At 54.5% G+C, this 24,532-nt stretch carries 34 protein-coding genes; 20 read left to right on the top strand and 14 right to left on the bottom strand.

The annotated features are described in order from the left end of the window. Positions 1-501 precede the first annotated feature (501 nt). From ASC85_RS21705 to ASC85_RS32215, 3 genes are read left to right on the top strand one after another with little or no spacing between them, the layout of a single operon-like run. Positions 502-735, top strand: a complete 234-nt coding sequence (locus ASC85_RS21705) for a hypothetical protein (protein WP_057451261.1) — start codon at positions 502-504, stop codon at positions 733-735. Then, the gene (locus ASC85_RS21700) at positions 732-1,205 is read left to right on the top strand and encodes a hypothetical protein (RefSeq protein WP_057451260.1); all 474 of its coding nucleotides are present in this window, start codon (positions 732-734) and stop codon (positions 1,203-1,205) included. The genes ASC85_RS21705 and ASC85_RS21700 overlap by 4 nt, the downstream gene beginning before the upstream one ends. Continuing rightward, a complete protein-coding gene (locus tag ASC85_RS32215) occupies positions 1,168-1,896 on the top strand; it encodes a hypothetical protein (protein WP_156395674.1) in 729 nt (242 codons plus the stop codon). The genes ASC85_RS21700 and ASC85_RS32215 overlap by 38 nt, the downstream gene beginning before the upstream one ends. Before the next feature lie 150 nt (positions 1,897-2,046). Here ASC85_RS32215 and ASC85_RS32210 read toward each other — a convergent pair whose 3' ends face one another. After that, entirely contained in the window at positions 2,047-2,922 is an 876-nt protein-coding gene (locus ASC85_RS32210) for a hypothetical protein (RefSeq protein WP_156395673.1), read from the bottom strand. Between the two features lie 301 nt (positions 2,923-3,223). Between ASC85_RS32210 and ASC85_RS21690 the strand changes: the two genes are divergently transcribed. From ASC85_RS21690 to ASC85_RS21650, 9 genes are all read left to right on the top strand, one after another. Next, entirely contained in the window at positions 3,224-4,411 is a 1,188-nt protein-coding gene (locus tag ASC85_RS21690; RefSeq protein ID WP_057451258.1) for a ParB/RepB/Spo0J family partition protein, read from the top strand. A gap of 40 nt (positions 4,412-4,451) precedes the next feature. Then, a complete protein-coding gene (locus tag ASC85_RS21685) occupies positions 4,452-4,811 on the top strand; it encodes a PapB/FocB family fimbrial expression transcriptional regulator (protein ID WP_057451257.1) in 360 nt (119 codons plus the stop codon). Positions 4,812-5,508: 697 nt separating this feature from the next. Further along, entirely contained in the window at positions 5,509-5,835 is a 327-nt protein-coding gene (locus tag ASC85_RS21680; RefSeq protein WP_057451256.1) for a DUF6388 family protein, read from the top strand. A gap of 2 nt (positions 5,836-5,837) precedes the next feature. Next, entirely contained in the window at positions 5,838-6,965 is a 1,128-nt protein-coding gene (locus ASC85_RS21675) for a hypothetical protein (protein ID WP_082534432.1), read from the top strand. Positions 6,966-7,257: 292 nt separating this feature from the next. After that, positions 7,258-7,584 (top strand): hypothetical protein, encoded by a 327-nt coding sequence (locus tag ASC85_RS21670; protein ID WP_057451255.1) that lies wholly within the window; start codon positions 7,258-7,260, stop codon positions 7,582-7,584. Between the two features lie 2 nt (positions 7,585-7,586). Next, positions 7,587-8,033 (top strand): GTP pyrophosphokinase, encoded by a 447-nt coding sequence (locus tag ASC85_RS21665; RefSeq protein WP_201785305.1) that lies wholly within the window; start codon positions 7,587-7,589, stop codon positions 8,031-8,033. 53 nt (positions 8,034-8,086) lie between these two features. Beyond that, entirely contained in the window at positions 8,087-8,347 is a 261-nt protein-coding gene (locus ASC85_RS21660) for a hypothetical protein (protein ID WP_057451254.1), read from the top strand. Between the two features lie 435 nt (positions 8,348-8,782). Then, positions 8,783-9,358, top strand: coding sequence for a hypothetical protein (locus ASC85_RS21655; protein WP_057451253.1), 576 nt, complete (start codon positions 8,783-8,785; stop codon positions 9,356-9,358). A 64-nt stretch (positions 9,359-9,422) separates the two neighbouring features. Beyond that, a complete protein-coding gene (locus ASC85_RS21650; RefSeq protein ID WP_057451252.1) occupies positions 9,423-9,722 on the top strand; it encodes a hypothetical protein in 300 nt (99 codons plus the stop codon). Between the two features lie 305 nt (positions 9,723-10,027). Here ASC85_RS21650 and ASC85_RS21645 read toward each other — a convergent pair whose 3' ends face one another. The 11 genes from ASC85_RS21645 to ASC85_RS21595 form a co-directional block, all read right to left on the bottom strand. Next, the gene (locus ASC85_RS21645) at positions 10,028-10,363 is read right to left on the bottom strand and encodes a hypothetical protein (RefSeq protein ID WP_156395672.1); all 336 of its coding nucleotides are present in this window, start codon (positions 10,361-10,363) and stop codon (positions 10,028-10,030) included. Positions 10,364-10,475: 112 nt separating this feature from the next. Beyond that, positions 10,476-10,706, bottom strand: a complete 231-nt coding sequence (locus ASC85_RS32205) for a hypothetical protein (RefSeq protein WP_156395671.1) — start codon at positions 10,704-10,706, stop codon at positions 10,476-10,478. A gap of 154 nt (positions 10,707-10,860) precedes the next feature. Continuing rightward, the gene (locus ASC85_RS21640; RefSeq protein ID WP_057451250.1) at positions 10,861-11,181 is read right to left on the bottom strand and encodes a hypothetical protein; all 321 of its coding nucleotides are present in this window, start codon (positions 11,179-11,181) and stop codon (positions 10,861-10,863) included. Positions 11,182-11,954: 773 nt separating this feature from the next. Further along, positions 11,955-12,587, bottom strand: coding sequence for a hypothetical protein (locus ASC85_RS33245; protein WP_236712385.1), 633 nt, complete (start codon positions 12,585-12,587; stop codon positions 11,955-11,957). 49 nt (positions 12,588-12,636) lie between these two features. Then, a complete protein-coding gene (locus tag ASC85_RS21625; protein ID WP_156395670.1) occupies positions 12,637-13,203 on the bottom strand; it encodes a hypothetical protein in 567 nt (188 codons plus the stop codon). Next, positions 13,200-13,403 carry a hypothetical protein gene (locus ASC85_RS21620; protein WP_057451248.1) on the bottom strand — a complete coding sequence of 68 codons (204 nt, stop codon included), beginning with the start codon at positions 13,401-13,403 and terminating at the stop codon, positions 13,200-13,202. Before ASC85_RS21620 ends, ASC85_RS21625 begins: the two co-directional genes overlap by 4 nt. Positions 13,404-13,801: 398 nt before the next feature. Then, a complete protein-coding gene (locus tag ASC85_RS21615) occupies positions 13,802-13,987 on the bottom strand; it encodes a hypothetical protein (protein WP_057451247.1) in 186 nt (61 codons plus the stop codon). Positions 13,988-14,077: 90 nt separating this feature from the next. After that, positions 14,078-16,105, bottom strand: coding sequence for a hypothetical protein (locus ASC85_RS21610; RefSeq protein ID WP_156395669.1), 2,028 nt, complete (start codon positions 16,103-16,105; stop codon positions 14,078-14,080). Between the two features lie 186 nt (positions 16,106-16,291). Further along, positions 16,292-16,579, bottom strand: a complete 288-nt coding sequence (locus ASC85_RS21605) for an adhesin biosynthesis transcription regulatory family protein (RefSeq protein WP_236712384.1) — start codon at positions 16,577-16,579, stop codon at positions 16,292-16,294. Continuing rightward, positions 16,576-17,061 (bottom strand): hypothetical protein, encoded by a 486-nt coding sequence (locus ASC85_RS21600; protein ID WP_057451244.1) that lies wholly within the window; start codon positions 17,059-17,061, stop codon positions 16,576-16,578. The genes ASC85_RS21605 and ASC85_RS21600 overlap by 4 nt, the downstream gene beginning before the upstream one ends. A 138-nt stretch (positions 17,062-17,199) precedes the next feature. Beyond that, on the bottom strand, positions 17,200-17,508 hold the full coding sequence (locus tag ASC85_RS21595; protein WP_057451243.1) for a hypothetical protein: 309 nt from the start codon (positions 17,506-17,508) through the stop codon (positions 17,200-17,202). A gap of 115 nt (positions 17,509-17,623) precedes the next feature. Between ASC85_RS21595 and ASC85_RS21590 the strand changes: the two genes are divergently transcribed. From ASC85_RS21590 to ASC85_RS21570, 5 genes are all read left to right on the top strand, one after another. Beyond that, complete coding sequence (locus tag ASC85_RS21590) at positions 17,624-17,893, top strand: hypothetical protein (RefSeq protein WP_236712383.1); 270 nt, start codon at positions 17,624-17,626, stop codon at positions 17,891-17,893. A gap of 117 nt (positions 17,894-18,010) precedes the next feature. Continuing rightward, positions 18,011-18,841 carry a hypothetical protein gene (locus ASC85_RS21585; protein WP_057451241.1) on the top strand — a complete coding sequence of 277 codons (831 nt, stop codon included), beginning with the start codon at positions 18,011-18,013 and terminating at the stop codon, positions 18,839-18,841. A 16-nt stretch (positions 18,842-18,857) separates the two neighbouring features. After that, positions 18,858-19,178 carry a hypothetical protein gene (locus ASC85_RS21580; protein WP_057451240.1) on the top strand — a complete coding sequence of 107 codons (321 nt, stop codon included), beginning with the start codon at positions 18,858-18,860 and terminating at the stop codon, positions 19,176-19,178. 12 nt (positions 19,179-19,190) lie between these two features. Then, positions 19,191-19,994 carry a hypothetical protein gene (locus tag ASC85_RS33240; RefSeq protein WP_057451239.1) on the top strand — a complete coding sequence of 268 codons (804 nt, stop codon included), beginning with the start codon at positions 19,191-19,193 and terminating at the stop codon, positions 19,992-19,994. 335 nt (positions 19,995-20,329) lie between these two features. Then, on the top strand, positions 20,330-21,064 hold the full coding sequence (locus ASC85_RS21570; RefSeq protein WP_156395668.1) for a hypothetical protein: 735 nt from the start codon (positions 20,330-20,332) through the stop codon (positions 21,062-21,064). Positions 21,065-21,117: 53 nt separating this feature from the next. Here the strand turns inward: ASC85_RS21570 and ASC85_RS21565 are convergent, their stop codons facing one another. Beyond that, entirely contained in the window at positions 21,118-21,468 is a 351-nt protein-coding gene (locus ASC85_RS21565) for a hypothetical protein (protein ID WP_101165510.1), read from the bottom strand. A 446-nt stretch (positions 21,469-21,914) separates the two neighbouring features. Between ASC85_RS21565 and ASC85_RS21560 the strand changes: the two genes are divergently transcribed. The 3 genes from ASC85_RS21560 (at position 21,915) to ASC85_RS21545 (ending at position 23,776) form a co-directional block, all read left to right on the top strand. Next, complete coding sequence (locus ASC85_RS21560; protein ID WP_057451236.1) at positions 21,915-22,187, top strand: hypothetical protein; 273 nt, start codon at positions 21,915-21,917, stop codon at positions 22,185-22,187. 289 nt (positions 22,188-22,476) lie between these two features. Further along, on the top strand, positions 22,477-23,151 hold the full coding sequence (locus ASC85_RS21555) for an OmpA family protein (protein ID WP_057451235.1): 675 nt from the start codon (positions 22,477-22,479) through the stop codon (positions 23,149-23,151). Positions 23,152-23,332: 181 nt separating this feature from the next. Beyond that, positions 23,333-23,776, top strand: a complete 444-nt coding sequence (locus tag ASC85_RS21545) for a hypothetical protein (protein WP_057451233.1) — start codon at positions 23,333-23,335, stop codon at positions 23,774-23,776. A gap of 98 nt (positions 23,777-23,874) precedes the next feature. Here ASC85_RS21545 and ASC85_RS21540 read toward each other — a convergent pair whose 3' ends face one another. Then, entirely contained in the window at positions 23,875-24,375 is a 501-nt protein-coding gene (locus ASC85_RS21540; protein ID WP_057451232.1) for a hypothetical protein, read from the bottom strand. Between the last annotated feature and the right edge of the window lie 157 nt (positions 24,376-24,532).

The raw sequence follows: 24,532 nt of genomic DNA, 5'->3' as shown, positions 1-24,532 counted from the left end.
TGAACGAGTAACAGCTATGCATGCGCTGCATCGCGACTGAATATTTTTGAGGCTCTGACGTTCTGCCCAACTCACCCGGCTTGCCGTAAGTGAGCGTTATCTCCACATTCCCTGCATTGAAACTCATAACGACCCCTGATGTTTTATAGGCACGTACACCGCACCTCTCTACGGCCTCGGCCCATCGAGCCCGCTGTCGGATTATATGAGAATTCCACAGGCAGTCGCATTCATTACCATCGGCCATCGCCTGTATTTCGAAAATCTGGAGTTACTGATGAGGCCTTGCTCGAATGCCGATTTTTGTCAGCAACCGATAGTCCCATGTAGTAACTGCATTGGGTTGAGCTGAGCCCAAGAAAGCTGCGAGGTAGGATCGCCCATAGCGCCCCGGAACCCAGGTTTGGTTTCGAGCATTCCCACACACACCGGGCATGCTGCGATGACACCATCGGCAGCCGGCGATCATGGATGCACCACCAAACAGTTCAGGTATGACGTATGGTCTTACAAAGCTCGCTGGCGTTCCGCCTAAACTTCAACGGTACGCCCCTCATTGCAGCCCCCAGCGAGAACGAGTCGCTGCACGAAGCCATGACCCGCACGATTGCTCAGCACGCCGGCTCGGAAGTATCGGACTGCGGGCGTTGCAAAAAAACGGGTGAGCATTACAGCTACCCCATCACCCTGGCCAACGGAATCAAAGGCCGCGCAATCGTCGAGGGTAATGCGTGATCAAGGCAAAACAATACGCGCCTGACGACCCCGAGCTGATGGGTAGGCCCGTGATTCTTGCCAGCGACTATGAGTTGCTGCGCAATCAGCTGGAGGCAGCCGAGCCCCTAGCACGGGAAGTGGAGCAGTTGCGTGCGCTGAGCACCGTCTTCGACAACGACGCAGCGCTCACTGAGCGGATGAAAGCTGCCGGCATGATGACCGCAGCTGAAATGATGGCTGGCAGCCCTTTGGATGTGTTCATGCGCCATGCCGGCGTGCGCGATCTGGACACTTTCAGTCAGTGGCTAAGCATGCGTCGTGAGGAATCTGTGAAGCTTCACGCCCGCCTCGTTCTGGAAGGTCGTGAGGAAGACGAGCTGTTCGACTGGGTACTCAGTCATTCAGCGGCCTTCGGCGAGGTACTGGCCAACTTCAAGGCGGCAGTAGCGAGTGAGCAAAACTCTGCGGCAGATCCTGGAGCTGGATGATCGATGCCGGCATCACATCGAACAGACTCCACCGACTTACCCTAACCTTCCCAATGTGAGATTCAAGAAGATGGCCACATCCGATCAGACCAGCATCAAAGACGTTACAGCTCGACTGCATGAGATAGCACACCGTGATACTGCGACTACCGTTAGTGTCAAAGCCGAAGACCTTCGACGCCTGCTCGATGCCGCTTCCAAGAATGGCGTTCCGGGCGCATCGGGTGACTGCGATGAAGCCTTCGCCGATCACTATAAGGTTGACGTGCTTGACCCGGCTAACGGTCATGACCTAAGTGTCTGGCAAGCAGGCTGGACAGCTTCACGCGTGGTGCTCGATGGCAACGAAGCTGAACATGTCGAGCTGCTGGGGCAGGCCCTCGGCGAATGCATCGTAGAGGCAGGCATTATCCGGCCCGATGTAGGTCTCAGCGGCCCTCAGCTTCTGCATTTCGCAAAAGACCTGCGGACTCAGATCGCGCTGCTGAGCCAGGGCCAGGAAGCAAGCAAAGCCGTCATCGATTTTGTTCTTGCATATCAGACAGAATGCCCATTGGAGTTCCTTCGCGCCTGGAACGAAGGAAGCTTCGATTCCTGCCGGCTGGAGTGGCCGGAAGCTCCTGATGCTGTTTACATTGGCGCTGACACACTGCATCCCAAAACTATTGGATACAACAATACGGAAAGCTAATACCTCAGCATTGGCAATGACGGCGATGACTTGGCGCCCAGCGAGATAGCACCGGCTACGGTGTTGTTCATGCGGAGCTAGAACTTTGAGAATACCCAGAGGCATTGCCGGCTCAAACAAAGTTGAGCTGGCAGCCCTACGGCCTATGAATTATGCGTTCACTGACCTTATCCATTCAGGGGGGTATCGCAATTCCTCTGATTCGCCGAGCCACGGGTTGACACCAAAGTCATCCGGCAGCCTTTCAACCATGGATCTGATGCGGAGCAGGTCATACCCAGCGTCGGTGGATGTTATCAATGCTGGTGATAGGCCTGTCTGTAAAGTTCCTCCCCAACTTAGGGGCGTAATCTTGTAACCGTATTTTTTGCACCAAGCCTTCTGAGACTCGCGAAGGCTCAAACTTGTGGATTCACTCTGCTTAAACTCAGCAAAAACTAAGGGACTATCTTCGGCAGGATGAACCCAGGTAGTGAAATAATCAGCCCCAGGGAAATCCCATTTATCCGACGTAAAGTTCTCTGTCCACTTGCAAAGGCTTTTATCGAAATACATGTTGTAACGCTGGCTCAAACCAGACGCTTCTCGAAACATCAATTCCCGCAGCGTTCGCACCAGCACCTTGCGAGCCAAGCCTTGGCTAGGAAACGGGCGAAGATGAACCTGATTAATTTTCTCATCACATGAGAACGCACCAGCGATCAATGCTCCATCTTTTAAACATGAAACATGGTCTGTGTTTCTTATTGTTCCGACCAATTCAGCAGCAGACCATGGCAGAGGGTAGGCGAGAGTTTCCACACCAGCTGCTTTATTGGAACCATTCGCCCAACTTGCGGACACCTTCACAAGCCGCATCACATCCGGCATTACCTTTGTCGCATGTTTCCAATTCGCAAAACCCGCACAAATCGCACCCCGCTCAAGAGCTTGGCTTTGAGTTAATTGGGAATCGGATTTTCGAAGCTTCGACGCTATAGCTTTGATAGCAGATAGGGATCTAGGTGATTTGAATGAAGTACGCATATCGTGAACCTCGAAGGGAACAGAGTGTCATCCGCTACCAGACGTATCCCAAATGGCTCTACGATGGTTGGCCTCGCTTAACAGCAGTGACACAAAGTGCTTCTCTCATGCGGATGGAAGGCCCCTGCCAAGGCGCGTGAAGCCAAGTCTGAAACCAGTTTGGTTTGTTTGCAAATAATCTGACTTGGAATCCCAAAATCGGAGCTGACGAACTTACCCTCTTGAGGGTTTCTGATGTGGATTATTCACCCCCTAGGGGGTATTATTCACACATCAACTTCTACCGCAGAGGGATAACCCAATGACTGCCATGGCCACCAACCAAATCCAGCTTGCAATCGATAACTTCGATCTGACCCTGAATCCGGGTAGCGTCAAAACCATCATGGCAGGCATCAAGGCTGCCTATGAGCCCAAGGACGAGAAGAAAGGTGCCGACAAGGCCCTTTCCGATGGCGTTCAAAAGGTCATGTCGGGTATCCAAGCCATCTACGAAGGCAAGTCGGACGAGAGTGCTACAGGCATTCCGCAAATCAAGGGTGCGGGCGGTAGCTCCGACCTTTGGAAAGTGCCGGTCAAGGAATTGAAGGTCTTGAAGGGCTTCAACGTCCGTCTCCCAGGCCCAGACCTTGATCAGCACATCGCCGAGTTGACCGATTCCATCCTTGAAGAAGGTTTCATGCAGCACAAGCCGCTCGCGGCTCTGGTGTTGGAAATCGACGGCGTATTGGGCTTGTACGTTTTCGATGGGCATTGCCGACTCGAATCCACCATCAAAGCAATCGCCAAAGGCGCGGAAATTGATCTGCTGCCTGTAGTGGTGCAGGACGGTCGTAATACCAACCTCGATGACCTCTACGTGACCATGTACCGCGCCAACAAAGGCAAGGAGTTGGCTCCATTTGAACTCGGTGTGCTCTGCAAGCGCTTGTCGCGTAATGGACACGACGACAAAGTGATCGCCAAGCGCATGGGCATCAAGCCGGGTTATGTGGATGGCCTGCTGCGACTGGTGAACTCGCCGAAGGCACTGGTGGATGCAGTTCTGAGCACAGAAATTTCCGCGTCCGAAGCCATTACCATGCTCCGCGCACATGGCAATGGTGCGGTAGTGCAGGAACTTGAGAACCGCCGTGCTCGCGCCCTTGCTGAAATGCAGGCAAAGGCCCCGGCTGGGCAAGAAAACCCAGCGAAGACGGGCGATACAGCAGAACAAGAAGCGGGCACCACAACTCCCGCCCGGCCACGAATTACCGCCCGTCATGCGTCAGACGCACACGTCAAGAAAGCAGTTCGCAAGCACGGCTTGGAACTGTTCAAAGTCAACCGCCTGCTGAAAGAAGATCCGGCTTACGCCAATCTTTCCGAGGCAACACGGTTGCAGCTCGAAAAGTTCATTGCTCTGCTGGACGAGGCCGAGAAAGCTGACGCACTTCCTCCAGTAAACTTGAATGCTCAAGGTGAGGATGACTTGAAGGCGGCAGCCTGATTGTCACCCACCCTTCTGCCTCGATGATTGGAACCGCAACATGCTGATCGATTTACTCAAGGTCGCCCCAGGCGACCTGCCCAATGAAGTGTTTGATGAATTCCTGGCTGACAGCTCTCATAGCCCGGAAATGGTCGAGGCACTGCGCGACCATCTTGTTAATGGGCTCGACACCAAGGCCGCTATCAAAAAACACGGTGTCACAGCCCAGAAATTCAAGATGCGACTCGACAAACTGAACGCCGAGATACAGCGGGTGGGACGGATCACAGGCATGCTGATCGTCGATGCTGAGCGCATGGAACGGTTGCTCACCCTGGCCCGCGATCTGGCCCTGGCCGTAGAGGCTGTGCGGTCAAATAAGCCTCTCACCACACCAGCGGCAAGTGTTGCTGAGTAAGAAACAAGAATCATGTTGGCCCCAAAGGCTCCGCAAACCGAGCCGCCAGCCACCGCCAATTCGTATTAAGGGATTTGGCGCATATACACCCCCACTACAGTCCGCCCCCGCTTGGGTGGCACCAGCCAATTGGAGAGAATTATGGCTCTGCACTACTCGAACGACCTTGTAAAAACTGCATGCGGTCGCGCAGCGACTAGCTCGAACGCCACCTCTGACACCCAAGGTATTACCTGCAAGACCTGCCTTAAAGCTACTGCCGCCAGTCAGTGCATTACCCCGGTAGTCGAAAGTGAAAAGGTGGTCGATCACCGGGGGGCCAAGCGCGCCCCAGCGCCAGCTGAGCGCAAGAAAGGAGTGGCCTTCACTGAATGGCGGGCAGGCCTGAACGAGAACGAACGCCCGCCACGTGGGAAGCAGATCCGCAGCCAGCGCCGTGGGAGCAGCCTGCGGAACAAACGTGCCGCTGCCTGATAAACAAGCGCACTAAATCCCCAAATCCCGTAAAAGAGAGCGAGGTGGCCGAGGCAAAAGTCTCCCCACCTTGCTGCGTGACAGGGCAGCAACAAGACTTACAATCATCAATACTCACGCGAATGGCTGGATCAGCTTTGTCGCATTTCATGGCCGATATAGTCGAGCTTTCCAGTACCACAGGAAGCGGACTCACCGGCCACCGAGTCAAAGGAGAATTTGAATGACAGTTGAACAGCGGCACAACGCTGCAATGGAAAAATTTTTCGCAGAGCATCCCCATCTGCTCGCTGAAATCCAATCAGTCAAACCAGCAGTAATCGAGGCCTGCGGCTTGACCGTTTCTGAGTACCGCGAACAACAGCGCTCTGTAGTCTTCTTTGAGGCAGCTCGCCGTCAGGGGCTGGACGTAACAGAGTTGGTGATTCGATTGGTCGCCACGTCGCCAGAGCAAGCCCAAGAGTGGCGACTTGATCACCAGCGCAAATTGGCTGAGGCACTTGGCATGGACTGGGATGAATATCGGACTCTGAACAGGATTGCTGATTAGGAATGGAAACTTCACCCCTCCCCAGCTTGAAACCTGGAGTACAACCACTCGATACGGGTGTCACGGACGACCTCAACCGAGCCGTCCAAGCTGTTGTCCGAAACAAATACCTGATGGATGTTGCGGTCGCAGACCATGGCGCAAGCATGCTGGCGCGTGATCTTCACGATGGCGCCCTTGGCCCGCATGAGCCTTTGCCCTTCCTCTGCCATATCCTCCCGTTCTACCGGGCCTGTGAGCGCGTTGACGATGGCACGCCGACGTATGAGTTCGCTCTAGTTCCGACCAGCAACACTCTCGGCTGTAGTTGGCGCTGGCGCCGCACAAGCCTCAGTGAGAGCGATCTGGAAAGTTGTCGCGACAGACTGACCGATTTCGTCGCGATGGCCGACGGCAAGGTCGATGATGCTACCTACGCGTGGGTGAAGCCGCTGGGCATCTTTGCGCCGTGCGAGGGAAAGAACCGAGTGGATTTTTTCCGTGAGGAAGGCATTGAATCCATTCCGGCGCGGGTCTTCGAATGGACGTACCCCGAAGCCAGCCGAATCGAAATCTATGATGTGAAAAAGGGCGGTTTCTCAGGGGTTTGGGCGGTGCTGGATGGCCGCTGGGTAGAACCTGTTCCAAACCCAAGCTGGACGCTACCCCTATTGCGAGCCTATGGGGCGAAGACGGCAGAGCGTTGGCCTGCTAGCTTTCCAGAACCCGAACAGGTGCAACTCGCATTCTTCCAAAGACCCGGTACGACCTCCCCGCTTGGGAACCCAGACTTTGGTGAGGTGCCAGTTGCTGATCTGCATACCATCATGGCGATTCAAAACTTCAAGTCCCAGCCTGTGCGTATAGCACCCATTGAGATGCGTCATGTGAAGATCGATCACCGCGTTTGGTTGTTTTCACTCGCTGCTGCGCTGATTGCATGTGTGCTGCTCGTCGCGTTGCCGTCCCAATGGACGGAGGCGCGGGTGATTGCCGGGATTGCACTCGGCTCTGCTCTGGCTGTAGGCGTCACGCCCTACATGGTGCCATTCATGACCACCAAGCGTGGCGCGTTGGCGAAGGGTTCGTTTTTACCCCTCTCACTGGCACCCAAGGCAGCGCATCAAAAAACGCGTCGATCCCTGGGATGACCCTCGATAGGGCGTGCATGTATTCGACCGAAACTTCACGCCCGTATAGACCCAAGCCTTCCCCCCTGTACAGCCGTAGCAATGACTGGAACGTGAATACCTAATACAGGAGTTGAGCACTTCCCTTCGATTCCTACCGTAGGTTGATGACACACGCGTTCGCATCCGCAGACTGGACACATCGCCAACTGCACCTCCTTGGATTGCACGCAGCGGCGCTACAGGAGAAGCTTGATTGGCTGTCACCACGGCTCCGACGAACGAAGGGGCCTTCAATGCTTGAGTCTTGCGCATGAACAATACCGCACAGAAAACCAGCCGTAGCGAAAGGCAAGCCGGGAAACCAGTAGCTCCAGTAGCGGAACAGCGCTTGCGAATCCTTACCGCGCTCACTCGTGCAGCAAGGGGATCGCTCCCCATGTCGGCGCTCGCCTATGCCGCGTTCCCCAACTACGAATTTCGAACCCCGCAGGGCGCGGCATTAGCAGTGTCCCGTACAGTGCGCGGACTCGAAGACGAAAAGCTATTGATCGTGGCCACCTACGGCTTTCAGATCACCACTGCCGGTCGCGCTGTAATCGCCGCCCAGGACAGTGCAGTTCAAGAAATATTGGAGTAACCATGGATGCACAGATGATCGAGGTCGCTTTGAAGCGCGCCCTCACGGCCTACGGCGGCAAAGTGGATAAAGGGGGAAAGCCCTATATCCTCCACCCACTGCGGCTCATGGCAAGGCTGAATGACCCTATTGGGCAATGCGTAGCACTCCTGCATGACGTAATCGAAGACAGCGACACCACGGCAGATGATCTTCGGGCGGATGGATTCCCAGAATCGGTAGTCACCGCAGTTGAGGTTCTGACTCGGCGCCGGGGTGAAAGCTACGAAGCCTTCATTGACAGGGTGCGCGTGCATCCGCTGGCTCGAAAGGTGAAGCTGCTGGACATTGAGGACAACCTCAATTTGCTACGGCTGAGTATCGTCACCGAAAACGATTTACGTCGTGTAGAGAAGTACCACCGCGCCTGGATGCGATTGGACTCACCCGAGCGGCTTGTATCATCATAACCACCAGCTACAAATCCCCATCTTGGTATTTACTTCCACTTAGGACGACACACATGAATTCCCACGTTAAGACCTTAGAAGCTATTGTCATTTATATATTCTTCTTGGGCATGGCTACAGGATCATTCGCACTGGCCGCAGCAGGGTACATTTTCGCCAATAAAGAAATGGGACTGCTCACCCTTGTGAGCGCAGTTATTATTATCGGCGCTGGTTATCTGGGCGTTTCTTGCTACAAACGCTTGCGCGAAAGTCTACTAGCTCTGGAGGCCGACCTTCCAGAAGCACCAGCCAAACAGGATATATCAAAGTAACGCGCAGTATTTTTATATACCCCGAATATATATTTAGTCAAACCTAATAGACTCTTATTGATCCTCTCTGCAATCATGTTGCATAATGAGCGGAAGTCAACCAATAAGAGTATAAAAAAATGACTAATGCTACATTCGCTATCAACCTTCTTATCGCATTCTCTGTCGTCTTGGCCGGAGGTTTCGCTTTCGCATTCGCAATTTCCTGGGCATTAAAATATCGAAACAAATTGCAGATGAAGAAGCTGCAAGATAAGTGGGATAACGACCCACTGAATAACCGATAAACAAGCCATAAGCCGGCCCGAAACCCACGGGCCGGTTTGACGATTCGACCCCGCACACACCTTGACTGCAATGACACAGGCTAACTGGGCAGATACTGGATGCATCAATCGAGATTGCCTCGGCCCAGTTACTGACAGGAGACGCACCATGCAGCAAGCATCAATCCTACCAGCCAGCACACACACTCCCCCTCACTATATCGTCGGAAGCTGGGGCCACCTGTTCGCAGGCGAGAAGTCTGAGCGCATGACCCGCATCGTGCTCGATGCGCACAGCCAAAAGCTGATCCACTTAAGTGTCCTTGCAAACCGTGCAGTCGAAGATTCGTATCGTGAGGGGAGCCGCGCCGAGGCTGCTGACGTAGAAGACTCACTGCTCAACGCAAATGGAGAGTTATTCGACAACCCTACCGATTACGGACTTGCTTCTGTGTCGGAGCTGCCTGCGTGGCTTACAGGAGGGTTCAGTATCAATGATGTTGTGTTCTACCGGCCAGATCCCAACGCCTACGGCGCCATCACAGTGAGCGCTGTAGGTGTGAAAATTGAAGGGTACTCTGCGCACCGTGAAATGGCGCTGCCTTTCATGGCAAGCGACCTTTACACTGCCGAAGCTCTGGGCAAAGAGTTGGAGTTATTGATCTTTGAAAGCACCGATGTTCTGAATCGTCGCGAGAAGATCGTCGCACGCATATCCGCGTTGCTGTCCGCTGCAAAGCTCTAACTCACACAAGGCCCAGCGCTGCCTTCAATCGCAGCGCTTTGACGCACACTGGACGGCATCACGCATGAACAACAAACGTAGAAAGCGCATCGCTGAAATTTGTGCTCAGATCGAAACCCTCAAGGCACAACTCGAAAACGCCAACTCTCTCAAAGACGAGATTGAAGTTCTCCAGGGTGAGGAACAGGAAAGCTTCGACAACCTCCCAGAGAGCTTGCAGCAAGGCGATAAAGGCCAAGCCATGGAGCAAGCAGTCGAAGCCCTGGAAGAAGCTGCTGAGCAGCTTGAAAATGGGCTCTCCGCTGCCATCGACGCACTCGATGAGGTTCTGGCATCGCTTGGCAACTCATCTAATGGCTCTTGAGTCCTAGCTCGTGGAGAATGCGCTATGAATGAAATCTTGGAGTGGACAGGAACAGCTTGCGGCATCGCTGGCGCAGCTCTGATCGCAAGCAATGTCAGGCTTTCCCCATGGGGTTGGTGGTTGTTTTTGGTCTCAAGCCTGACGTTGACCTGCTATGGGGTACTGGTTGAGGCATACGGCATAGCTTGCTTGCACATGTGCTTTGTGTTGACCAATGCAATTGGTCTTTACCGAGTCTGGCTGCCACACATGCGCCTGAGACGAAATGCACGCCGCACTATCCAGGCTTGATTCGTTTCCTCGATCTACTCGCCTTTCGGCCAGTGTTTGAGTACGAGCCCCTGAATGGCTTTCGTATCGCCTACCGGGATAAGGGTTGACCAGTACGTTGGGTGACCACCGCAAAGATCAGCGCTGTTATGACCAACCCACAGGTCTACCCGGTCGGAGTCCTTGTATCGTGACTCCCCGACAAAGATATATTCCCCCTCACACATTCCCCCATCCGAAAAGCGCTTCAACCAAATGCGATCAGAATGTTCTGGCTCTTCGGCATCGTGCGGTTCTACTTCGACAACAGGGATACCATGCGCTACTAGCGCATCTGCAATTGCCTGAGTGCCTGCAAAAAGCTTGTTCACTACTGTTTCCTCAGAGCACAGCATCTAACGTTGCACCTGCGGACGAAACGCCCATTCAGGCAATGCTGCCGAGACATGCCCACATTACCGCCGCCATAGTGCATAGAAGCTCTCAAACGGCGGCAAGCCGCGCATCAAAACCGGCCACTTTTTCGTGGTGCCAGCTTTCACTCATTACAGATGATGGGTCGATCCCTTTTGCAACAAGCGTGTCAGCCAAAGCCCAGCCTGTAGCAAAAAGGTCAGAACAGTGATTAGGAATTGGCAATCGTAGGGGGCCGGCAGTTGCAACCATTTGCCGGGCAGCCATATTAGAAACTGGCTCTAGATCGGACTCGATCACGAGACCTCCACGAGTAGCTTGCGATGAAAAACCGTGACCATGACTTACCCGCGCATGCGCGGGTTTTTGCTATTCGAAGCCGTAAGTATTGAACCAAGGTGAGTGCAATCATGAAGCACAAGATTCCATACACCTCGCCAAGAGTGTCAGCCATTCAGCCGTTATCCTTGCTGAACGAAGTATCACAGCCCAGACCGCCAATGAGCCAGCCGAACTTCGGATCGGCTGCCGGCGTCGGTGCCATGTCAATTGTGCAGTTAGGCAGCCCCTTCACATGAGTAACGGCTGTTGCACTCAGAGCCTCACGCTTGATCAGGGTTACATTAACCTGCTCAGGCTTCACCCGGTAGAACGCGGCGATGAAGTGCGCTGCCGTTTTCTCCGGGCTCGGCGGTTCTTCATCCTGGGCAATAGCAGGCAAGGCGAATACTGATGCGAGGCAGAAACTCGCGGCGAGGTTTAATTTCAAAGTCATTTCCCTTGTTCGGTGTTGGCACTTTTATCTGCCCAGTGAATAAGCTTCGGCTACAAGACCGAGAACCTGCCGCAATTGCGGCAGGAGTGGGATTCAGAATAACGGCATCGCCCTCTGTATCCACTGGCTTGCAGATATCAACCAAAGTCGATTTCAGCATCAGCGGGCACCTCGAAGGTCTGCCCGCAGCCGTCGCAATTAAAAGTGCCCCCACGCGGATCATTCAAGAATCCCGTGACTGGGCTCGTACAATGAGGGCAGTCGATGTGCGTGATGAACGCTCGGATGATGATTGGCTCACTCAAGGCAGGCTCTCCTGAAGATTTGCTCCAGATTGCCTAACGACAGCAAGCAATCGCAACCGAACGTAGCGCAGTTGCCCAATCACGCCCGATCTTTGGCTTTGACGCACCGTGAGCACTGCTTGAGCGCTTCGCTCATCGGCTGCAACGAATCGGCATCAAGGACTCTCCCGCAGAGGCTGGTTGCCACAGCTTCTTCAACGCGGAAGAAGTGTGCGGTGCCCGCTCTATTCAATCGATCAGTGAACCAGCCTGTTGGTAGAGCGGCCAAGTCGAAATGGGCTCCAGCATATGCAGAGTTGCAAGACCAAACTGATTTGCCGTCCTTGAAGAACTCGGCGTCGCTTCCCTTGATCACCACCCTGGCGCGAGGCCAGACTGAGGAATGGCCGTTACTCATCGCTGCAAGCACAGATTTATCGCGGCACGTAGCTAGGTACTGACCGTCGCTCAAAGGCTTCTCTTTTCTGCTCAAACCTCACGAACTCCGGTATGCGTTTCACCCACGGGCACAACCCCTGCGCGATCAATCTTCGCAGCACTGTACTGGGTTTCACTGTCACCGGCCCCAGCCAGAACATATGCACGCTGGCAGGCTACATCCTGATCGAAATAAAGCTCGCCTGGACAGAACAGCCATTGGGCATCATCTGCGGACTTCATGATTACAGCGAAAGCGGGAGCAAGACTTGCTGCCACCTTCCTGTCGGCCCGGAAGTCGAGGATCGGGTTTGAGGCATTCTCAGTTTGAATGGCACGACACAAGTCCAGCAAAGCTTCGCGGACTTTAGGTGACCGTCCTCCCCCGCTGAAAGGCGTGCAGAACTCCACGTCTGCCATTTCGCCCTCATGGGTGATGACTGCAAGAGAAACGTCAGAGTCGCCATCAAGGATCAGACGCAATCGGCCTTGGCCCATATCATCCGGGCGTTCAAAAAACTCCCCCAGCGGCAGTACAGCAGCTTTACCACCAGACTGCTGAGCCAGCAGCTCACGTGCAGCCTCGATGACCTGCTTTCCGTAGAAGTCCTCACCAAACTGGCCGCCCTCTGTCAGCTCATACTGGCTGGCTTCATCGATAGCAATACCGGTTATCAGCGCCATGCTTCAATCCCCGTGTGTGATGATGACCGGGATAGCCCCCGGTAGTTTGTTATTCATGAGCCATACCAGCTTCGAGTGGCCCTGGTGGCACACCAACATAATCGCCCGTTGCAACCAGCAATGCGTCAGCCACCCCAGGCTTGCTAACTCGTATAGCACCTAACTCACCTAGCTGGTGCAGAAGGTCGTCGTAGAAGGCATCCGCTTCGTGATAGGGAACCTCAAATTGGAGGCCGATGAAGTCCACCCCATTGTCAGCGTTAGGCGCCAGCCAGTGAAGCGACAGAGGATCAGTCGTGAACACTGAACCTGGGAAAACCCCATGCTCGGTATGCTTGTGATTCGGCAGTAGTTGGGCGTAACGGTGATCGGCTTTCACCGCAAGCGTGACAAAGACCAAACCTTCAAAATCAGGATCTGCGTGAGGCCATGCCTCACGGCAGTAAATCCAGCACGATGCCTTGTTTAGAGGCGCCGGCAAATCGCTGAGACCGGAAGAGCATATCTCAACGCCGCGCTGAGTCCCCGCCAGTACATCAGCAGGGATACTCAGGTCGGATAGCCCAGGCCACTCTAAATGGGCCAATCGGGGAAATTGCTGAATAGGCATGCTCATTTGCCCGGCACCAGCAGCGCCTTCGCCTTCTGCCGCATTGCCTTACGGTGCATTGACTGGCCCTTGCTCTTGGCTTCTTTCTCACTGTCAGCGAGCACGCTGTAGACCGAACACAGTTCGTAATCAGTGCAATCCGGCTTCCCGCCTGTAGACCAACTGCCGTTGGGGAACCGAGCTACAGTCCAGAGTCGTTCTTTCATGAGGCGCTACCTTTGGAAATCAGAGGGCAATGCCCGGTACACGAGGTGATTGTACGGCTGCTGGTGCAGGATTCATCTGTTGGTGCCCCCGAGGCTCCAACCACTGGCAGTAGGGCTTGCCGCCTACATTCTGGCAGTTGGGAACGATGTACACAGGCTCATAGCGGATAGGCTGTACGCTGGTGGTTACTGGATCAGGAAGCTGGACTACCTGCCCGGCGCAACCGGTGAGCACAGCAATGGTTGAAGCTGCGGCAAGCAGCAGAGCGCAAGAGTGTTTCATAAGGAATCGCCTCAGTCTCATATTGATGCGATCAGAGTGCCCGAGGAAGCCTTGTGTCACTTTGGGGTGGGTAAAAGTCGTCAAGACCAAGGCTAGGATTTGAAGCGCCCTGCTATCAACTGGCTGTGACCAACTCGTAGCCACCGCGCTTTCCATTGAAGCGCTCGCGCTTGGCTTTCGTGACCTTGCCAGCGCACTCAATCTTGACCTTGCCAGATTCCTCACAGAACCCCACAACCGTCACGCGACGTTCAAAGCGCGGATCAACCTCGCGCCAGGTCTGACCTACTTCAATGCTCATGACCCCTATTCTCCCGCTCCGCATTTCGGCTGTGCAAAAAAAGGGGGCGCCAGATCCAGACGCCCCTACCGTGATCAAGCAGCCAAGCAATTACCGCCTGAACCGTGGTTTCGGTGGCGCTTCGTGGACAGGCTGTTTGGCTTCCAACTTCCCAAGGTGGTATTCCTCGGCGCTGAGCAGCATTGGCGCCCACTCCAGGTACTTGGCCCGTGTTCTTGGATCGATGAAGAACTGGCGGAAATCCCCGAGCTTGTAAGCGCTCACGTTGAACAGCTTGTCGAGCGGCAATTTGATCGTTGCCCTCAGCATGTAGTCTTGGGTGCGAGACTCTTTCAACCAGCCGAAGGTTGCTGTTTTACTTCGAGGCGCCCAAGCAGCAGGGATGGCGAGACGACCTGGGCCGGGATCACCATGAGGGCGGAGGGTTTTGTAGTAATACTTTCTGTCTTCGGGAATGCGCCACGCGTTTCTAGTTCTCTCGTTCTCGCGTTCAGCCTCGCGAACTGTCCACTCGTAATCCTGACCGAAAAACACAGAATCGGCTGTCGCTTGCGAATTGCAATTTTCGATGTAGGCGGCGATATCGGGAGCCTCGCCCCAGTGCAGCACCATCGAGTTGTCGTAGATCAACTCGACTGACGCAGCAAAAGAAACTGGGTTCCACATTTGAACTGGTTGGTGAGGCAGCAGAGTCTCGGTACGGTCAAAAAGGCCCTGAACAACGAGCGCGATTCGGTTGTATTCCTTAATCTCGCTCTGAATTTTCTCCATTCCCAGATCGAAAAAGGTGCTTGAATCATCAAAAGGATACCAATCACTTTTGTCAAAGCTTCCACTGTAGCGGTGAGGGTTTGAGCCCCACCAGCTTCGCTTCGGGTTCGCAGCTTCCCACTGCTCTTGTGGGTTGTCTTTCTCCCATTGCACTTTCAGCTTGTGAACGCGCTCTTGCTCCGCAACAACGGTGTCGTATTCGCGCTTTGGCATAAATGCCTTAACTTCGCGCTGCCCCCACAACTTCATCATCATCGGCTCGGAAGGATCGTAGACAGTGCGCTCCGGGAACATGTGCTCGCCGAAATCCTGATCAGTGCAAACCCGATACAAGTTGTCCCCATTGCGTATGATGAGGTAGGTGAACTTGTCAGCATCACGCTCCGCTATTTCCACGAATGCGCTCAGTCCTTGACCAGATCGATCTTTCTCAGTGCGACGTACACGCATGGACACCATGCAGCGGGGGAAGGGCAGAATGCGATTGCGATTAACAGGCTTCGCTAGCCACTTGTCGAAGGCGCCCATACCGTCGAATTCCATGCCACCGGACTCATAGTCCAGAAGGCATTCTTCATCGCAGTAGAGGCGACGCTGCATAATGCGGAGCTTTTCATCCCGCGCTGCTGGCTGGCCTTCGGACAAGGTGAAGATCGTTTCCAGCAGGCCCGAATAGAGTTTGATGCTGAAAATCCGATCCTCGATCTTTTCGACCGATTCTTTCATGGGGCCGAGTTTGGCCTTCATAGGCATTGAGGTGGCGCACATCCACCGGGCCAGTTCCTCGGAAATTTTCTCGGTCTTCTTGAACAGCGCCGGCAGCGTTTCCTTCTTGGCCAGGATCAGGGCCTTTTCGAAGGCAGCCACATCCACCTGTCCAGAAAGAACAGCCAAAGCTTTGCCATCTGCTTCGGTACTGGTGTGCTGAGCCAACTGGGGAGCAATGCCGAGGCTTTCGGTGAGGCTCTGGATTTCGGCCATGTTGTCGATAAGAGCCTGCTGATGCTTAGCGATCATCTGCTGGATGATCTGATCTGCGTTTGGCTCGAATCGCAATTCCTCGTCGAATTTATCTCGATGCACGCGCGCAGTGTGATAGCTACGTCCCTCTGGCGCATGCAGCTTCAAGTAATTGGTGCCTCGATCCATTACGCACATGAGCATAGGCTCATCACCTTCTTCGGCGTACCAGTACCACTGGCCCAAATCGGCTTTTTGGAAATCAGTGATGACACGCTCCACTTCGACGATAGGGATAACGACTGGCTCAAAACCCTTCGACATAACAGCTCCAGTTCTTAAACGGTGGGTGGTCAGTGCAGACTGCCCCAGTAATTTATGTGTCATCGCAGCATCCAAAAATTCCTCACGGCCAAAGCCGGGGATTCGCGAGGATTGGCGAGCGCTGATCAGGATTGCTCTCTTGCCATGCAACCGTGCAATGAAGCACGTCCAACGTTTGTCGGCATGCGCATCAGTGCCTTACGGCCAGGACTGCTGCTTCGACAATAGGGGTCAACTCAAGGGTGCGGCTCATAGTTCGTTCACTATGTTGGTGTCCACGGCCTTCGGGCTTTCGGCGGCGCTCGGATAAAACCGGGACAGACTACGAACAACCCCGCTCTTGGCACGCAGCCGCCTGAGATTGAGGTGAAATAGCCCCTTGTTTGCGCCTCTACGCACATAGGCTTCCGGTGTAGGAATACCCATAACCAGATGGTCATGCAAAGCGGCTATGACGGTTTTACTGTGGATCGAGGTATCCCCCAAAAGCAATTCAAAATGCTCTTCGGGCACTTCGCCGGGCGGCAACTCAATCACAGGTTCATACCCATAGGGCACGAGTATGGGATGAAGCCACCACCAACCCATTCCTTGCCCATTTCTCCAGGGATCAGGGGTATTTCCATCGTGTCAAAAACAGGCCGAGCACCGATGCACTGCTGCACGTAGAGAACGGTGAATTTGTATCCCATGCTTTGCGCGATTTCCGCCACCTCGTTCACGCTGATGAACTTGGTCGTGCGCAGTTCGTACTCATACCGCGACCAGCCGTGACCATTCACAAGGCGAGGTTTCTGGCCGGCGTCGGCGTGAATCTCGAAAACGCGGCGAAGAACGCTATCTCGGGCGGTTTGATTATCTTTGAAGTCGAGGTAGCAGAGCAGCGAAGCTCCGTCATACCAGCCCATCTTGATTTGGAAGCCTTGTCGCCAGTTGACCCAGGTGAGGCTGGATGTGACCTTGAGGTTCCATTTAGGGAGCTGATCGATAGCGGCTTTAAGAAGTTCAACAGGAACCATTGGGCAATCCATGATGGGAACGTAATGCGCTCAGTGTAGGGAAAACCGCATACCGCTCAAGCGAAGTCTTCGATTTCCAGCGAACTCGTCAAACCCCACTTTGGGCATTAAGGGGCGCCGGGGGAACAGCCTGTGTGGTCACAGGTGAGCTTGCACATCGGCGTCGTTCAATTCGTCGATGGCCACCATAGCTTCCGCGACCCGTAACCGAAGCTGGTCTACAGAAGATTCACTCATGCTTTTTGGGATTGCGTGAACAGCGTCAGCGAGCCGGTATACGGACTCAGGGCGGCTGCATACCAATTTGAGCATGGGAATCCCCGTGCGAAGCATTTCGCCAGCTAGTTCCACAATGTCCTCGTAAGGTAATTGAAGCTTGGCCAGGGCGAGGTTTAGACGCTGGTCTAGATCCTGTTGTGCTGATAGATGGTTGCTGTTGGTAAGCACGGTTTGTCCTTGCGATCAGTCTCCTACTTTGACCACCGTGGCGGTAAACGCATTCGCGCTCAACCGAACCCAATGCAGTTGGTTTGCGCCTGCGCTCCAAGCGCCAGCAAAAGGTATGATTGACGCTCCCAATCTAGAAGAACACTTCATGCCTGTAGTCATGATTGATGGTGTCGAATACGTGCCCAAGGCAGAAATACATCCACTGGACGATGAGCGCCTAACCCAGGCCATCGCACAGCTGGTCTCGATCCAGTATTTCGACCAGTCCAGTAAGGCCATCGCCCACGCTTGGGAGGTGCTGCGCACCCTTGCACCAGAAGTTGCTGAGTTGGTTGCCTCAGACCCGAGTGCTGCGTACAGGCGCTTCCATCCGACGAGTTGAATCTCTTTTGGATTCCCAAGCTGGGGTTTGAAGAATTGAGTTCTCTTCGCTTCAAGCTGCGATGACACAACTCAACAGGCTTGATGATGAGCCATCCCAATCAGAGGAAGGCTCATCATGAAAGACTTGCTGAACAGCATCACCAACGGCAGCACCATGCTTGATGGTTATCGCTTCGACCGCGAGCAATTCCGCGCCGGCCATGCATGGACGCGCTCTCTTCTTTCCGGCGCCATCAGCTGCGGTCTCACCGTTGTTGGCGTCTACACCGGCTACCTCGCTACGGACGCACAATTCGCCTCCGCGCTCGGCGCCCAAGCACTCAACTTCAAGCTTGCTGCTGGCGCTGTTCTATCCAGCTTACTGGGATATTCGCTTCGCGACCTGTTCCACTCGGTGACCCGCGATGTACGCACGCAAATGCGCGTTGCGCGTGCAAACAGCTGGCTGATCAAAGGGACTGCGAACACCCACGACTTCACTTCTCACATCCACATGCAGCAAACACCGCTGAACATGGTTCGGTTTGTTGAAATGGACGGCGGCATCCGCATCTATGCAATTGCCAAGCACCCGGAGACACAAGGCCCAATCCTCATTGACGCTATGCTGTTTGACGAGGATTACCCAGCCCTTGCCACCTACTACACCCACGAGGCCGACATTCGCAGCACGTTGCATGAGGCCTGCGGCGAGTGGAGTGACAATGTTGCCAGCGACTTGGGCATTCAACTCACCTCGACCATCCTGGGACAGCAGGAACCCACGCCACAGTCTCTTACAATGACGGATATCGTTCTGCCGGATGATTTCGACCAGGAGTTAAGCCATGGGATTGATGCTGACGAGTCGCTGACCTTTGGTCGAGCTTCTGCTCCGGCCCCACGCAGCCGAGGTGAAGCTTTGCGGGCAGCCGCAAACGTTCCTGCCGCAGCTGTAGCCCACTGACACAAGGAAGACCACCATGCTGCCAAGCCACATGCTTCGAATGGTCAAAATCTGCGTAAGCGGTGACTATTTTGATCCAGCCGTTCGAGAGAAGATCAAACGCCAGTGCATCCCAATACTGAGCAAACATCGCCGTGAGGTATTGGCGGGTAGCTACTCCGGGCGGCAGTCGCGCCCTACAGGCTTTGCCAGCAAAATGCTGGCTGACGCCAAGCTAATCCGGCGCACGCTTATGCACGCGCATCAGCATTTGATGAAAGCCGAGCCGATCACTAACGTGGTTTCATTTAACTCAGCATCGCGGCGGTGCAGCGTTGCCGCTGCCGCTTCTGCATAGGAATCTGGACATATGCTCTTCAAGCGATTCAAGTATGAATCTCCACCAGCACAGGGGCTTTATTGGCTGTATTTCTCATACGCAGAGACAGACTGCGATGCTGACGCTGAGGGGCGCACAGTTGGCTGGCACACCGGTTCTGAGTTGTCCGCAGTGACACTGGCTTATATAGACCCTACCCCCGGCGATGGGCTCGCCTTCAAAGTGGTTAAGGTTGATAACGGGCTCCCAGGCCTGGACTTGGATCAATCGATAATCAAGGGCTTTCTTGAAGCTTTGCCGCCGGAACTCCCGGAACATCGGAAAGACGGGGCGTGGCGTGTTCATCAGGCGCCACAGGGTGGATTATTTGTTGAACTCACGGGTTTCCACTGGGTGGCGTTCAAGCGAGGTGATGGCTTGCGACACGTAACCCTGGCCAATGCGCAGGAGGCGGATAACCAACCTGTTCCGGGGTTTGAAAATCCGTATAACACCTACGACCCATTAATTGAGTTGGAAGTTGGAGACGTGATTACACACGTCATGCCTTTATCCCAGCCAGTCGAGCCAGTCGCAATCGAGCCCGCTCCCGCTGAACCAGTCGCACTGGTGACAATACCAGCCTCCGTACTGGCCGGGCTGTACGCTGTATCGAGCGGAAAAGTGTCGCACGTCCTCAACGGGATGTGCCCGGACACCGTTGAAGGCTTCGAAGTCCGGGATGATGAGTGCCCAGCTTGCATCGAGCTGATCAAAGCCGACGCAGCGCTGAAAGTCGCCGGCATGCAGAGGCCTTTGCTCCCTCCCGTAGACACACCAAGCTCTGAGGCATAGATAGCAAAGAATGGGGACTGTATGATTCGGCCCAAATCAGTCCCCACTTGCGTCGAGACCTCTATCGGATGGCCCCAGCCCGTTTGCCGTTCTGGCTCCCTATCGTGGCCCCGACCCTTCCAAACGAACATCTTTGCAAAGTGCTTGGCATATCAGGCGCCAGCAAAGTTGCATCGCTGCGAATGCGTTATGGGCTAGCGCCTTTCCACCACGACCCACGTGGCCCTCTGGCCATCAACTGGATTAGCCTGCTCGGACTAATTGAGGACGAGACCTTGGCTGAGTTGGTTAGTCAAAGATTTGCAGTCCCGATCACGCCCCACCTGGTGAGGTATATGCGTGACGATCTTGGGCGCCCCTCTTACACGACCCGCAAGCGCAAGCTTGATCCCCAGGTACGGGCTTTGATTGGTCAGTACAGCACCACCAACATCGCGGAAGGTTGGGATATAGACCAAGCTCCCCTTGAGGCCTACCGCCAACTCGCCGGCATCACCTCGACCAATCAAGACTTCGACGCGGTAGAACCGGGGCAACGCTGGCCGCAGGCATGGATCAAGTTGTTCCACCAGCACACCAACGTCCAGGTTTCTCGCAAAACTGGATTCGGGATTGATCAGGTGCGGGCTAAGCGTAAAGCGCTCGGTATCAAAGCACCCACGGCAAGGACGTACTGGAAGGTCGTAGATGCTTGCGAGCTAGACCAGACTTCTGACTTTGAATTAGCTGTTCGATACGGCGGGCCGGCAGCCGACTACGCTGCTCAGCGATTGTCCCTTGCTTTGCAAAAAGAAGGCGTGGCCGAGCAACTGATCGCGAAGCAAAGGCTGCCGCATTCGCTTGAACACTTTCTTGACGCAATGCCAACTCAACGGCTTGCCAAAATAACTGGCCTGAGTATGTATGCGCTTAAAAAGCAGAGAGAGGCAACCGGACGCGGTGGATACTCACCTCTGCCTCGCGAGGCCGATGGGCTCTTTGCGACCATGCGTGATTCAGAAATTGCCGCCCGGTTTAACGTGTCAGTGGCTACGGTGCGATACCGTAGACGAAAACTGAGCAAGCCTTGATTTGAATGAGGCGCACCCTGCAAATCGCTTGGTAACTGAAACGAGGAAGGCAATTACTGTGCAGTATGTCTTGGCGTCGATCCATGAGACTTCACTGCTTGGTAATGCGACTCCGCCTTGCTGAGCGCTGTAGCGAATTCCCGACTTACGAACTCAGCCTCGCCACCATCCGCAACGATCAATGCCTTCGTGAACGGGGTACGGACTACGGTTTTGAAGCCGTTTTCGCGAGTCGATTCTGACACTTCGCCTTCCAGCAAACAGATGATACCGCTTTCAGATAAGGGCGTGCCCTCGACCCGGTACACGTCTACCTGCCGACGCAAATTGTGATCAGCTGGGTTTTGGAATTCACCGAACGCCTTGTTCTGCACGCAGTATTGCTGGCGCAACTGTTTGCTCACTACCCTCAAACTCGGCGGAGGGATCTCTACTGTTGCTGGCTCAGGGGTAACCGAAGCGCGCCCTACACCACCCCCTATCGCGAAAGCAGCCGCCAAGCCTAGGGCGTAAGCAACGGTGTGTTTAGAAATCCAAGTAGCCACTTCAAGTTTTCCTTAAGTCAATGAATGCGCTCGGGAGTAGGCGCTTGTGGTTTCATCGGAGGCGCTAGCAGCCCCCACAGTCCGACGCGCACAAGACCTATCGGAGTCGGCTTACACCTACTCCAGAACGCATAAATGCACCATATCCAGATTCGTTCGTTTATTCATCTGCACTTTGTGCAATTCCTTGGGCGCATAACCCAACGCACATGATGATAACGGCTATCAGTGTCCAATCATCCACCCAGCGAAGATGACACGCACCATTGGGTCGTATTCTTGGTAGACCGATTAAGGATACCTCCATGGACAAAGCAACAATTACCCTTCGAGCGGTTGAGGCCGGCAAGCAGTTACTGGGACGCGAGATAGTGATCCAGTCCAGCTCGGACTTCACGCCCGCAGGAAAGCGAGTGGTGCGTGTAGTGCGTTATGCAAGAAGCGGTCGCCGGACTGCCGCGCAGTTACGCTGGTATGTGGGGGGAAATACGTTTCGCTCGCTTGCTTTGACCGACGAGAATCTAAAACTCTCGAACGCCTGGAAAGCGTCTGATCCGCGCTTGGCCGCAGCTTTCTAGCCGTCAGGTCTTAGTTCCGGTAAGGTCGCCCTGGTGCGACCAACTCTAATTGGCCATCATCAGTATCGGAGCTTTGACGCGAGCTATGTCAGTTCACATTGGCGAATCTAACCGTCGGCATGACTGCCGCGTCAAAGCTTCACGAAACACACACGATCTAAAGACACCCCGCTACCTTGATCGTCCTCACCACTCACGCGTGGGATTGGGAAAGTTGCGATGCCCTGCGATGACACAGGAAGTACGCGGCGAAGATGGGTGCATCCCAACTCAACCGGAGACACGTTGAATGAACAACCTCAAACTCGCATCCGCACTCACTGCATGCCTCGTTATGACTGGCTGCGCCACCAACCCCGAAACGGGCAATTTTGAAGTTACACGAACCGGCGTCGGTTTGGCCGTCGGCACTGTGGGCGGTGCGTTGGTAGGTGCGGCACTTGGTGACGGCTCTGCCGTGATCAAGGGTGCCATGCTGGGTGCAGCTGCTGGCGGTGGCGCTGGTTACTTGTGGGATAAACGCCACAAGGAAATGCAAGCTGAACTCGCGGCTACTGAACTCCAGGTGGAGCAAGCTCGCATCGCGGATGGACAGCAAGTGTTGGTTGTTAGCGCCCAATCCGATGTGTTCTTCAAGGTCGGTTCCTCCGACATTGCACCCGAGGCGTACCCATCGCTGAGCAAGCTGGCGGAATCCTTGAAAGGCCAACCCTACAAAATTGGCATCACCGGTCACACGGACAGTTCCGGTTCTCCTGACCTGAACAACCGCCTCAGCTTCGACCGCGCACGCTCCGTTGCCGCGTACCTCACCGCTGCCGGCGTTCCTTACCAGACGATGTATGTTCGCGGTGCAGGCAGCAAAGAACCGAAAGTCAGCAACGACTCTGCTCAAGGGCGCTCAGAAAACCGACGTGTCGAGTTTGTCCTGAGCAATGACACACCCAAGACCGCTACTCGTTGATGCGCCTCGTCCTGCTAATGCCAGCCATGGTGCTTGAGATACTGCTGCTGGCTATCAGCTGGGTTATAGCAGGAAAATATCCGGGTGGTGCGCAACGGATATCAAGCTGGGCCTCAAAGAATTTGCCTGCCCTGGATTGGTATCTAGGTGCAGCTCCGATGAACGATAAGGTGGACGAATAATGCAAACCAGCGGTGGAATCGAAGTGAAGGTGTTTGGTGGGTTGTTGCTGTTCGCAGTAATGGCGGTCATGGCACTGGCCGGCATTGCGGAAGTTACCGGCTTCACATTCTGGGAAGTGGCCGATCACGCCCGAGCGCTGCTGTTCGGCCCGGTGCTGTTATTGATTGTCTGGGTGATTGAGAAGTTTGAAGTGCCGCTGCCAATTCGCCTTGAGAACACTTGGCCGATCATCCTTGGCGCAGTATGGATCGGCATCCACACCCTGATTGTGATGAAAGCTGAAAGCGAGGTTACGGTGGGGATGGGGCTTGGCGAGTATTACTCAGATGGCTGGGTGGATCTGCCTTGGTATGCAGGCAAAGCATGCCTGTTTTTAGTCTTCGCCGGCATAGTGATCGCAGGGTATGTGGTGCGTAGCAAGCGCAATCGGAACTACTGGTAAAAGGCGTCAATAGACCGGCTTCGCCCGGCCAGTTGAAACAGCCAAGTAATCAAAAAAAGGGCAGCCGCTGGGCTGCCCTTTTTCCGTTTTTTCATTCTTCACAGACCACAGTTGCTGCCTCGCTTAGCTCCTGCTACTGGCGACCTATGTGTCGTCACGGGCCTGCGACGATCCAATGCCAGCTGCATACACAGATCACTCAGGAGCGTGTTGTTCAACGAAGTGAGGTCTGTTCGCTGATGCTTGAGGAAAGCATCCAGGTCATTCAGCCTGTAGTTGCTCAGCGTTACCAATCCATCCCGCAGCGCACCTGCTGGCGTCCAGTAAGGGACGCGACGAACAATCATCACCCCGGCAGCTGCGAGAGATATTGCCATTCCCCAACTCGAAGCAGATGACGCCGCCCCCATAGCTTTCAATACTCCTGCCGCACCCAGGGCAAGGGCAGCGCAGAGCAACAAAGCTTGCAGCTGTCGAATGGCCTTGGCGAAGCCAAGGCTCCCCAAGATTCGCATATACGGATCGCTCGTCAGCTCAACCCGCTTTGGCTGAGCGTTGACCAGCTGGAGAAGCCGCCGAGTGAATTCGCTTTGATCCATACATACCATCCTGTTGATATTGCTCAATCAGCCCATGATACAGGTCGCCTGAAATCCCATCTTCTGATGTCAGTGCATTTAGCTCAAGGGTTCCATTTCTAGGAATTGAGCATTCTTCTCAAGTTCGGTGTGACACACGTCCACCCCTGCGACGATT

Origin of the sequence: Pseudomonas sp. Root401 (genome assembly GCF_001425105.1) — a bacterium.
Classification (GTDB): Bacteria; Pseudomonadota; Gammaproteobacteria; order Pseudomonadales; family Pseudomonadaceae; genus Aquipseudomonas; species Aquipseudomonas brassicacearum.
The sequence above is the reverse complement of the archived record's forward strand: the minus strand, read 5'-3'. Positions and strand labels throughout refer to the sequence as shown.

What these genes read in the sequence shown, in the direction of transcription:
- ASC85_RS21705 (WP_057451261.1), top strand. Translation starts at nt 502, where the DNA reads ATGGTCTTACAAAGCTCGCTGGCGTTCCGCCTAAACTTCAACGGTACG.
- ASC85_RS32210 (WP_156395673.1), bottom strand. Translation starts at nt 2,922, where the DNA reads ATGCGTACTTCATTCAAATCACCTAGATCCCTATCTGCTATCAAAGCT.
- ASC85_RS21690 (WP_057451258.1), top strand. Translation starts at nt 3,224, where the DNA reads ATGACTGCCATGGCCACCAACCAAATCCAGCTTGCAATCGATAACTTC.
- ASC85_RS21685 (WP_057451257.1), top strand. Translation starts at nt 4,452, where the DNA reads ATGCTGATCGATTTACTCAAGGTCGCCCCAGGCGACCTGCCCAATGAA.
- ASC85_RS21680 (WP_057451256.1), top strand. Translation starts at nt 5,509, where the DNA reads ATGACAGTTGAACAGCGGCACAACGCTGCAATGGAAAAATTTTTCGCA.
- ASC85_RS21675 (WP_082534432.1), top strand. Translation starts at nt 5,838, where the DNA reads ATGGAAACTTCACCCCTCCCCAGCTTGAAACCTGGAGTACAACCACTC.
- ASC85_RS21670 (WP_057451255.1), top strand. Translation starts at nt 7,258, where the DNA reads ATGAACAATACCGCACAGAAAACCAGCCGTAGCGAAAGGCAAGCCGGG.
- ASC85_RS21665 (WP_201785305.1), top strand. Translation starts at nt 7,587, where the DNA reads ATGGATGCACAGATGATCGAGGTCGCTTTGAAGCGCGCCCTCACGGCC.
- ASC85_RS21660 (WP_057451254.1), top strand. Translation starts at nt 8,087, where the DNA reads ATGAATTCCCACGTTAAGACCTTAGAAGCTATTGTCATTTATATATTC.
- ASC85_RS21655 (WP_057451253.1), top strand. Translation starts at nt 8,783, where the DNA reads ATGCAGCAAGCATCAATCCTACCAGCCAGCACACACACTCCCCCTCAC.
- ASC85_RS21650 (WP_057451252.1), top strand. Translation starts at nt 9,423, where the DNA reads ATGAACAACAAACGTAGAAAGCGCATCGCTGAAATTTGTGCTCAGATC.
- ASC85_RS21640 (WP_057451250.1), bottom strand. Translation starts at nt 11,181, where the DNA reads ATGACTTTGAAATTAAACCTCGCCGCGAGTTTCTGCCTCGCATCAGTA.
- ASC85_RS33245 (WP_236712385.1), bottom strand. Translation starts at nt 12,587, where the DNA reads ATGGCGCTGATAACCGGTATTGCTATCGATGAAGCCAGCCAGTATGAG.
- ASC85_RS21625 (WP_156395670.1), bottom strand. Translation starts at nt 13,203, where the DNA reads ATGAGCATGCCTATTCAGCAATTTCCCCGATTGGCCCATTTAGAGTGG.
- ASC85_RS21620 (WP_057451248.1), bottom strand. Translation starts at nt 13,403, where the DNA reads ATGAAAGAACGACTCTGGACTGTAGCTCGGTTCCCCAACGGCAGTTGG.
- ASC85_RS21615 (WP_057451247.1), bottom strand. Translation starts at nt 13,987, where the DNA reads ATGAGCATTGAAGTAGGTCAGACCTGGCGCGAGGTTGATCCGCGCTTT.
- ASC85_RS21610 (WP_156395669.1), bottom strand. Translation starts at nt 16,105, where the DNA reads ATGACACATAAATTACTGGGGCAGTCTGCACTGACCACCCACCGTTTA.
- ASC85_RS21600 (WP_057451244.1), bottom strand. Translation starts at nt 17,061, where the DNA reads ATGGTTCCTGTTGAACTTCTTAAAGCCGCTATCGATCAGCTCCCTAAA.
- ASC85_RS21590 (WP_236712383.1), top strand. Translation starts at nt 17,624, where the DNA reads ATGATTGACGCTCCCAATCTAGAAGAACACTTCATGCCTGTAGTCATG.
- ASC85_RS21585 (WP_057451241.1), top strand. Translation starts at nt 18,011, where the DNA reads ATGAAAGACTTGCTGAACAGCATCACCAACGGCAGCACCATGCTTGAT.
- ASC85_RS21580 (WP_057451240.1), top strand. Translation starts at nt 18,858, where the DNA reads ATGCTGCCAAGCCACATGCTTCGAATGGTCAAAATCTGCGTAAGCGGT.
- ASC85_RS33240 (WP_057451239.1), top strand. Translation starts at nt 19,191, where the DNA reads ATGCTCTTCAAGCGATTCAAGTATGAATCTCCACCAGCACAGGGGCTT.
- ASC85_RS21570 (WP_156395668.1), top strand. Translation starts at nt 20,330, where the DNA reads ATGCGTGACGATCTTGGGCGCCCCTCTTACACGACCCGCAAGCGCAAG.
- ASC85_RS21560 (WP_057451236.1), top strand. Translation starts at nt 21,915, where the DNA reads ATGGACAAAGCAACAATTACCCTTCGAGCGGTTGAGGCCGGCAAGCAG.
- ASC85_RS21555 (WP_057451235.1), top strand. Translation starts at nt 22,477, where the DNA reads ATGAACAACCTCAAACTCGCATCCGCACTCACTGCATGCCTCGTTATG.
- ASC85_RS21545 (WP_057451233.1), top strand. Translation starts at nt 23,333, where the DNA reads ATGCAAACCAGCGGTGGAATCGAAGTGAAGGTGTTTGGTGGGTTGTTG.
- ASC85_RS21540 (WP_057451232.1), bottom strand. Translation starts at nt 24,375, where the DNA reads ATGGATCAAAGCGAATTCACTCGGCGGCTTCTCCAGCTGGTCAACGCT.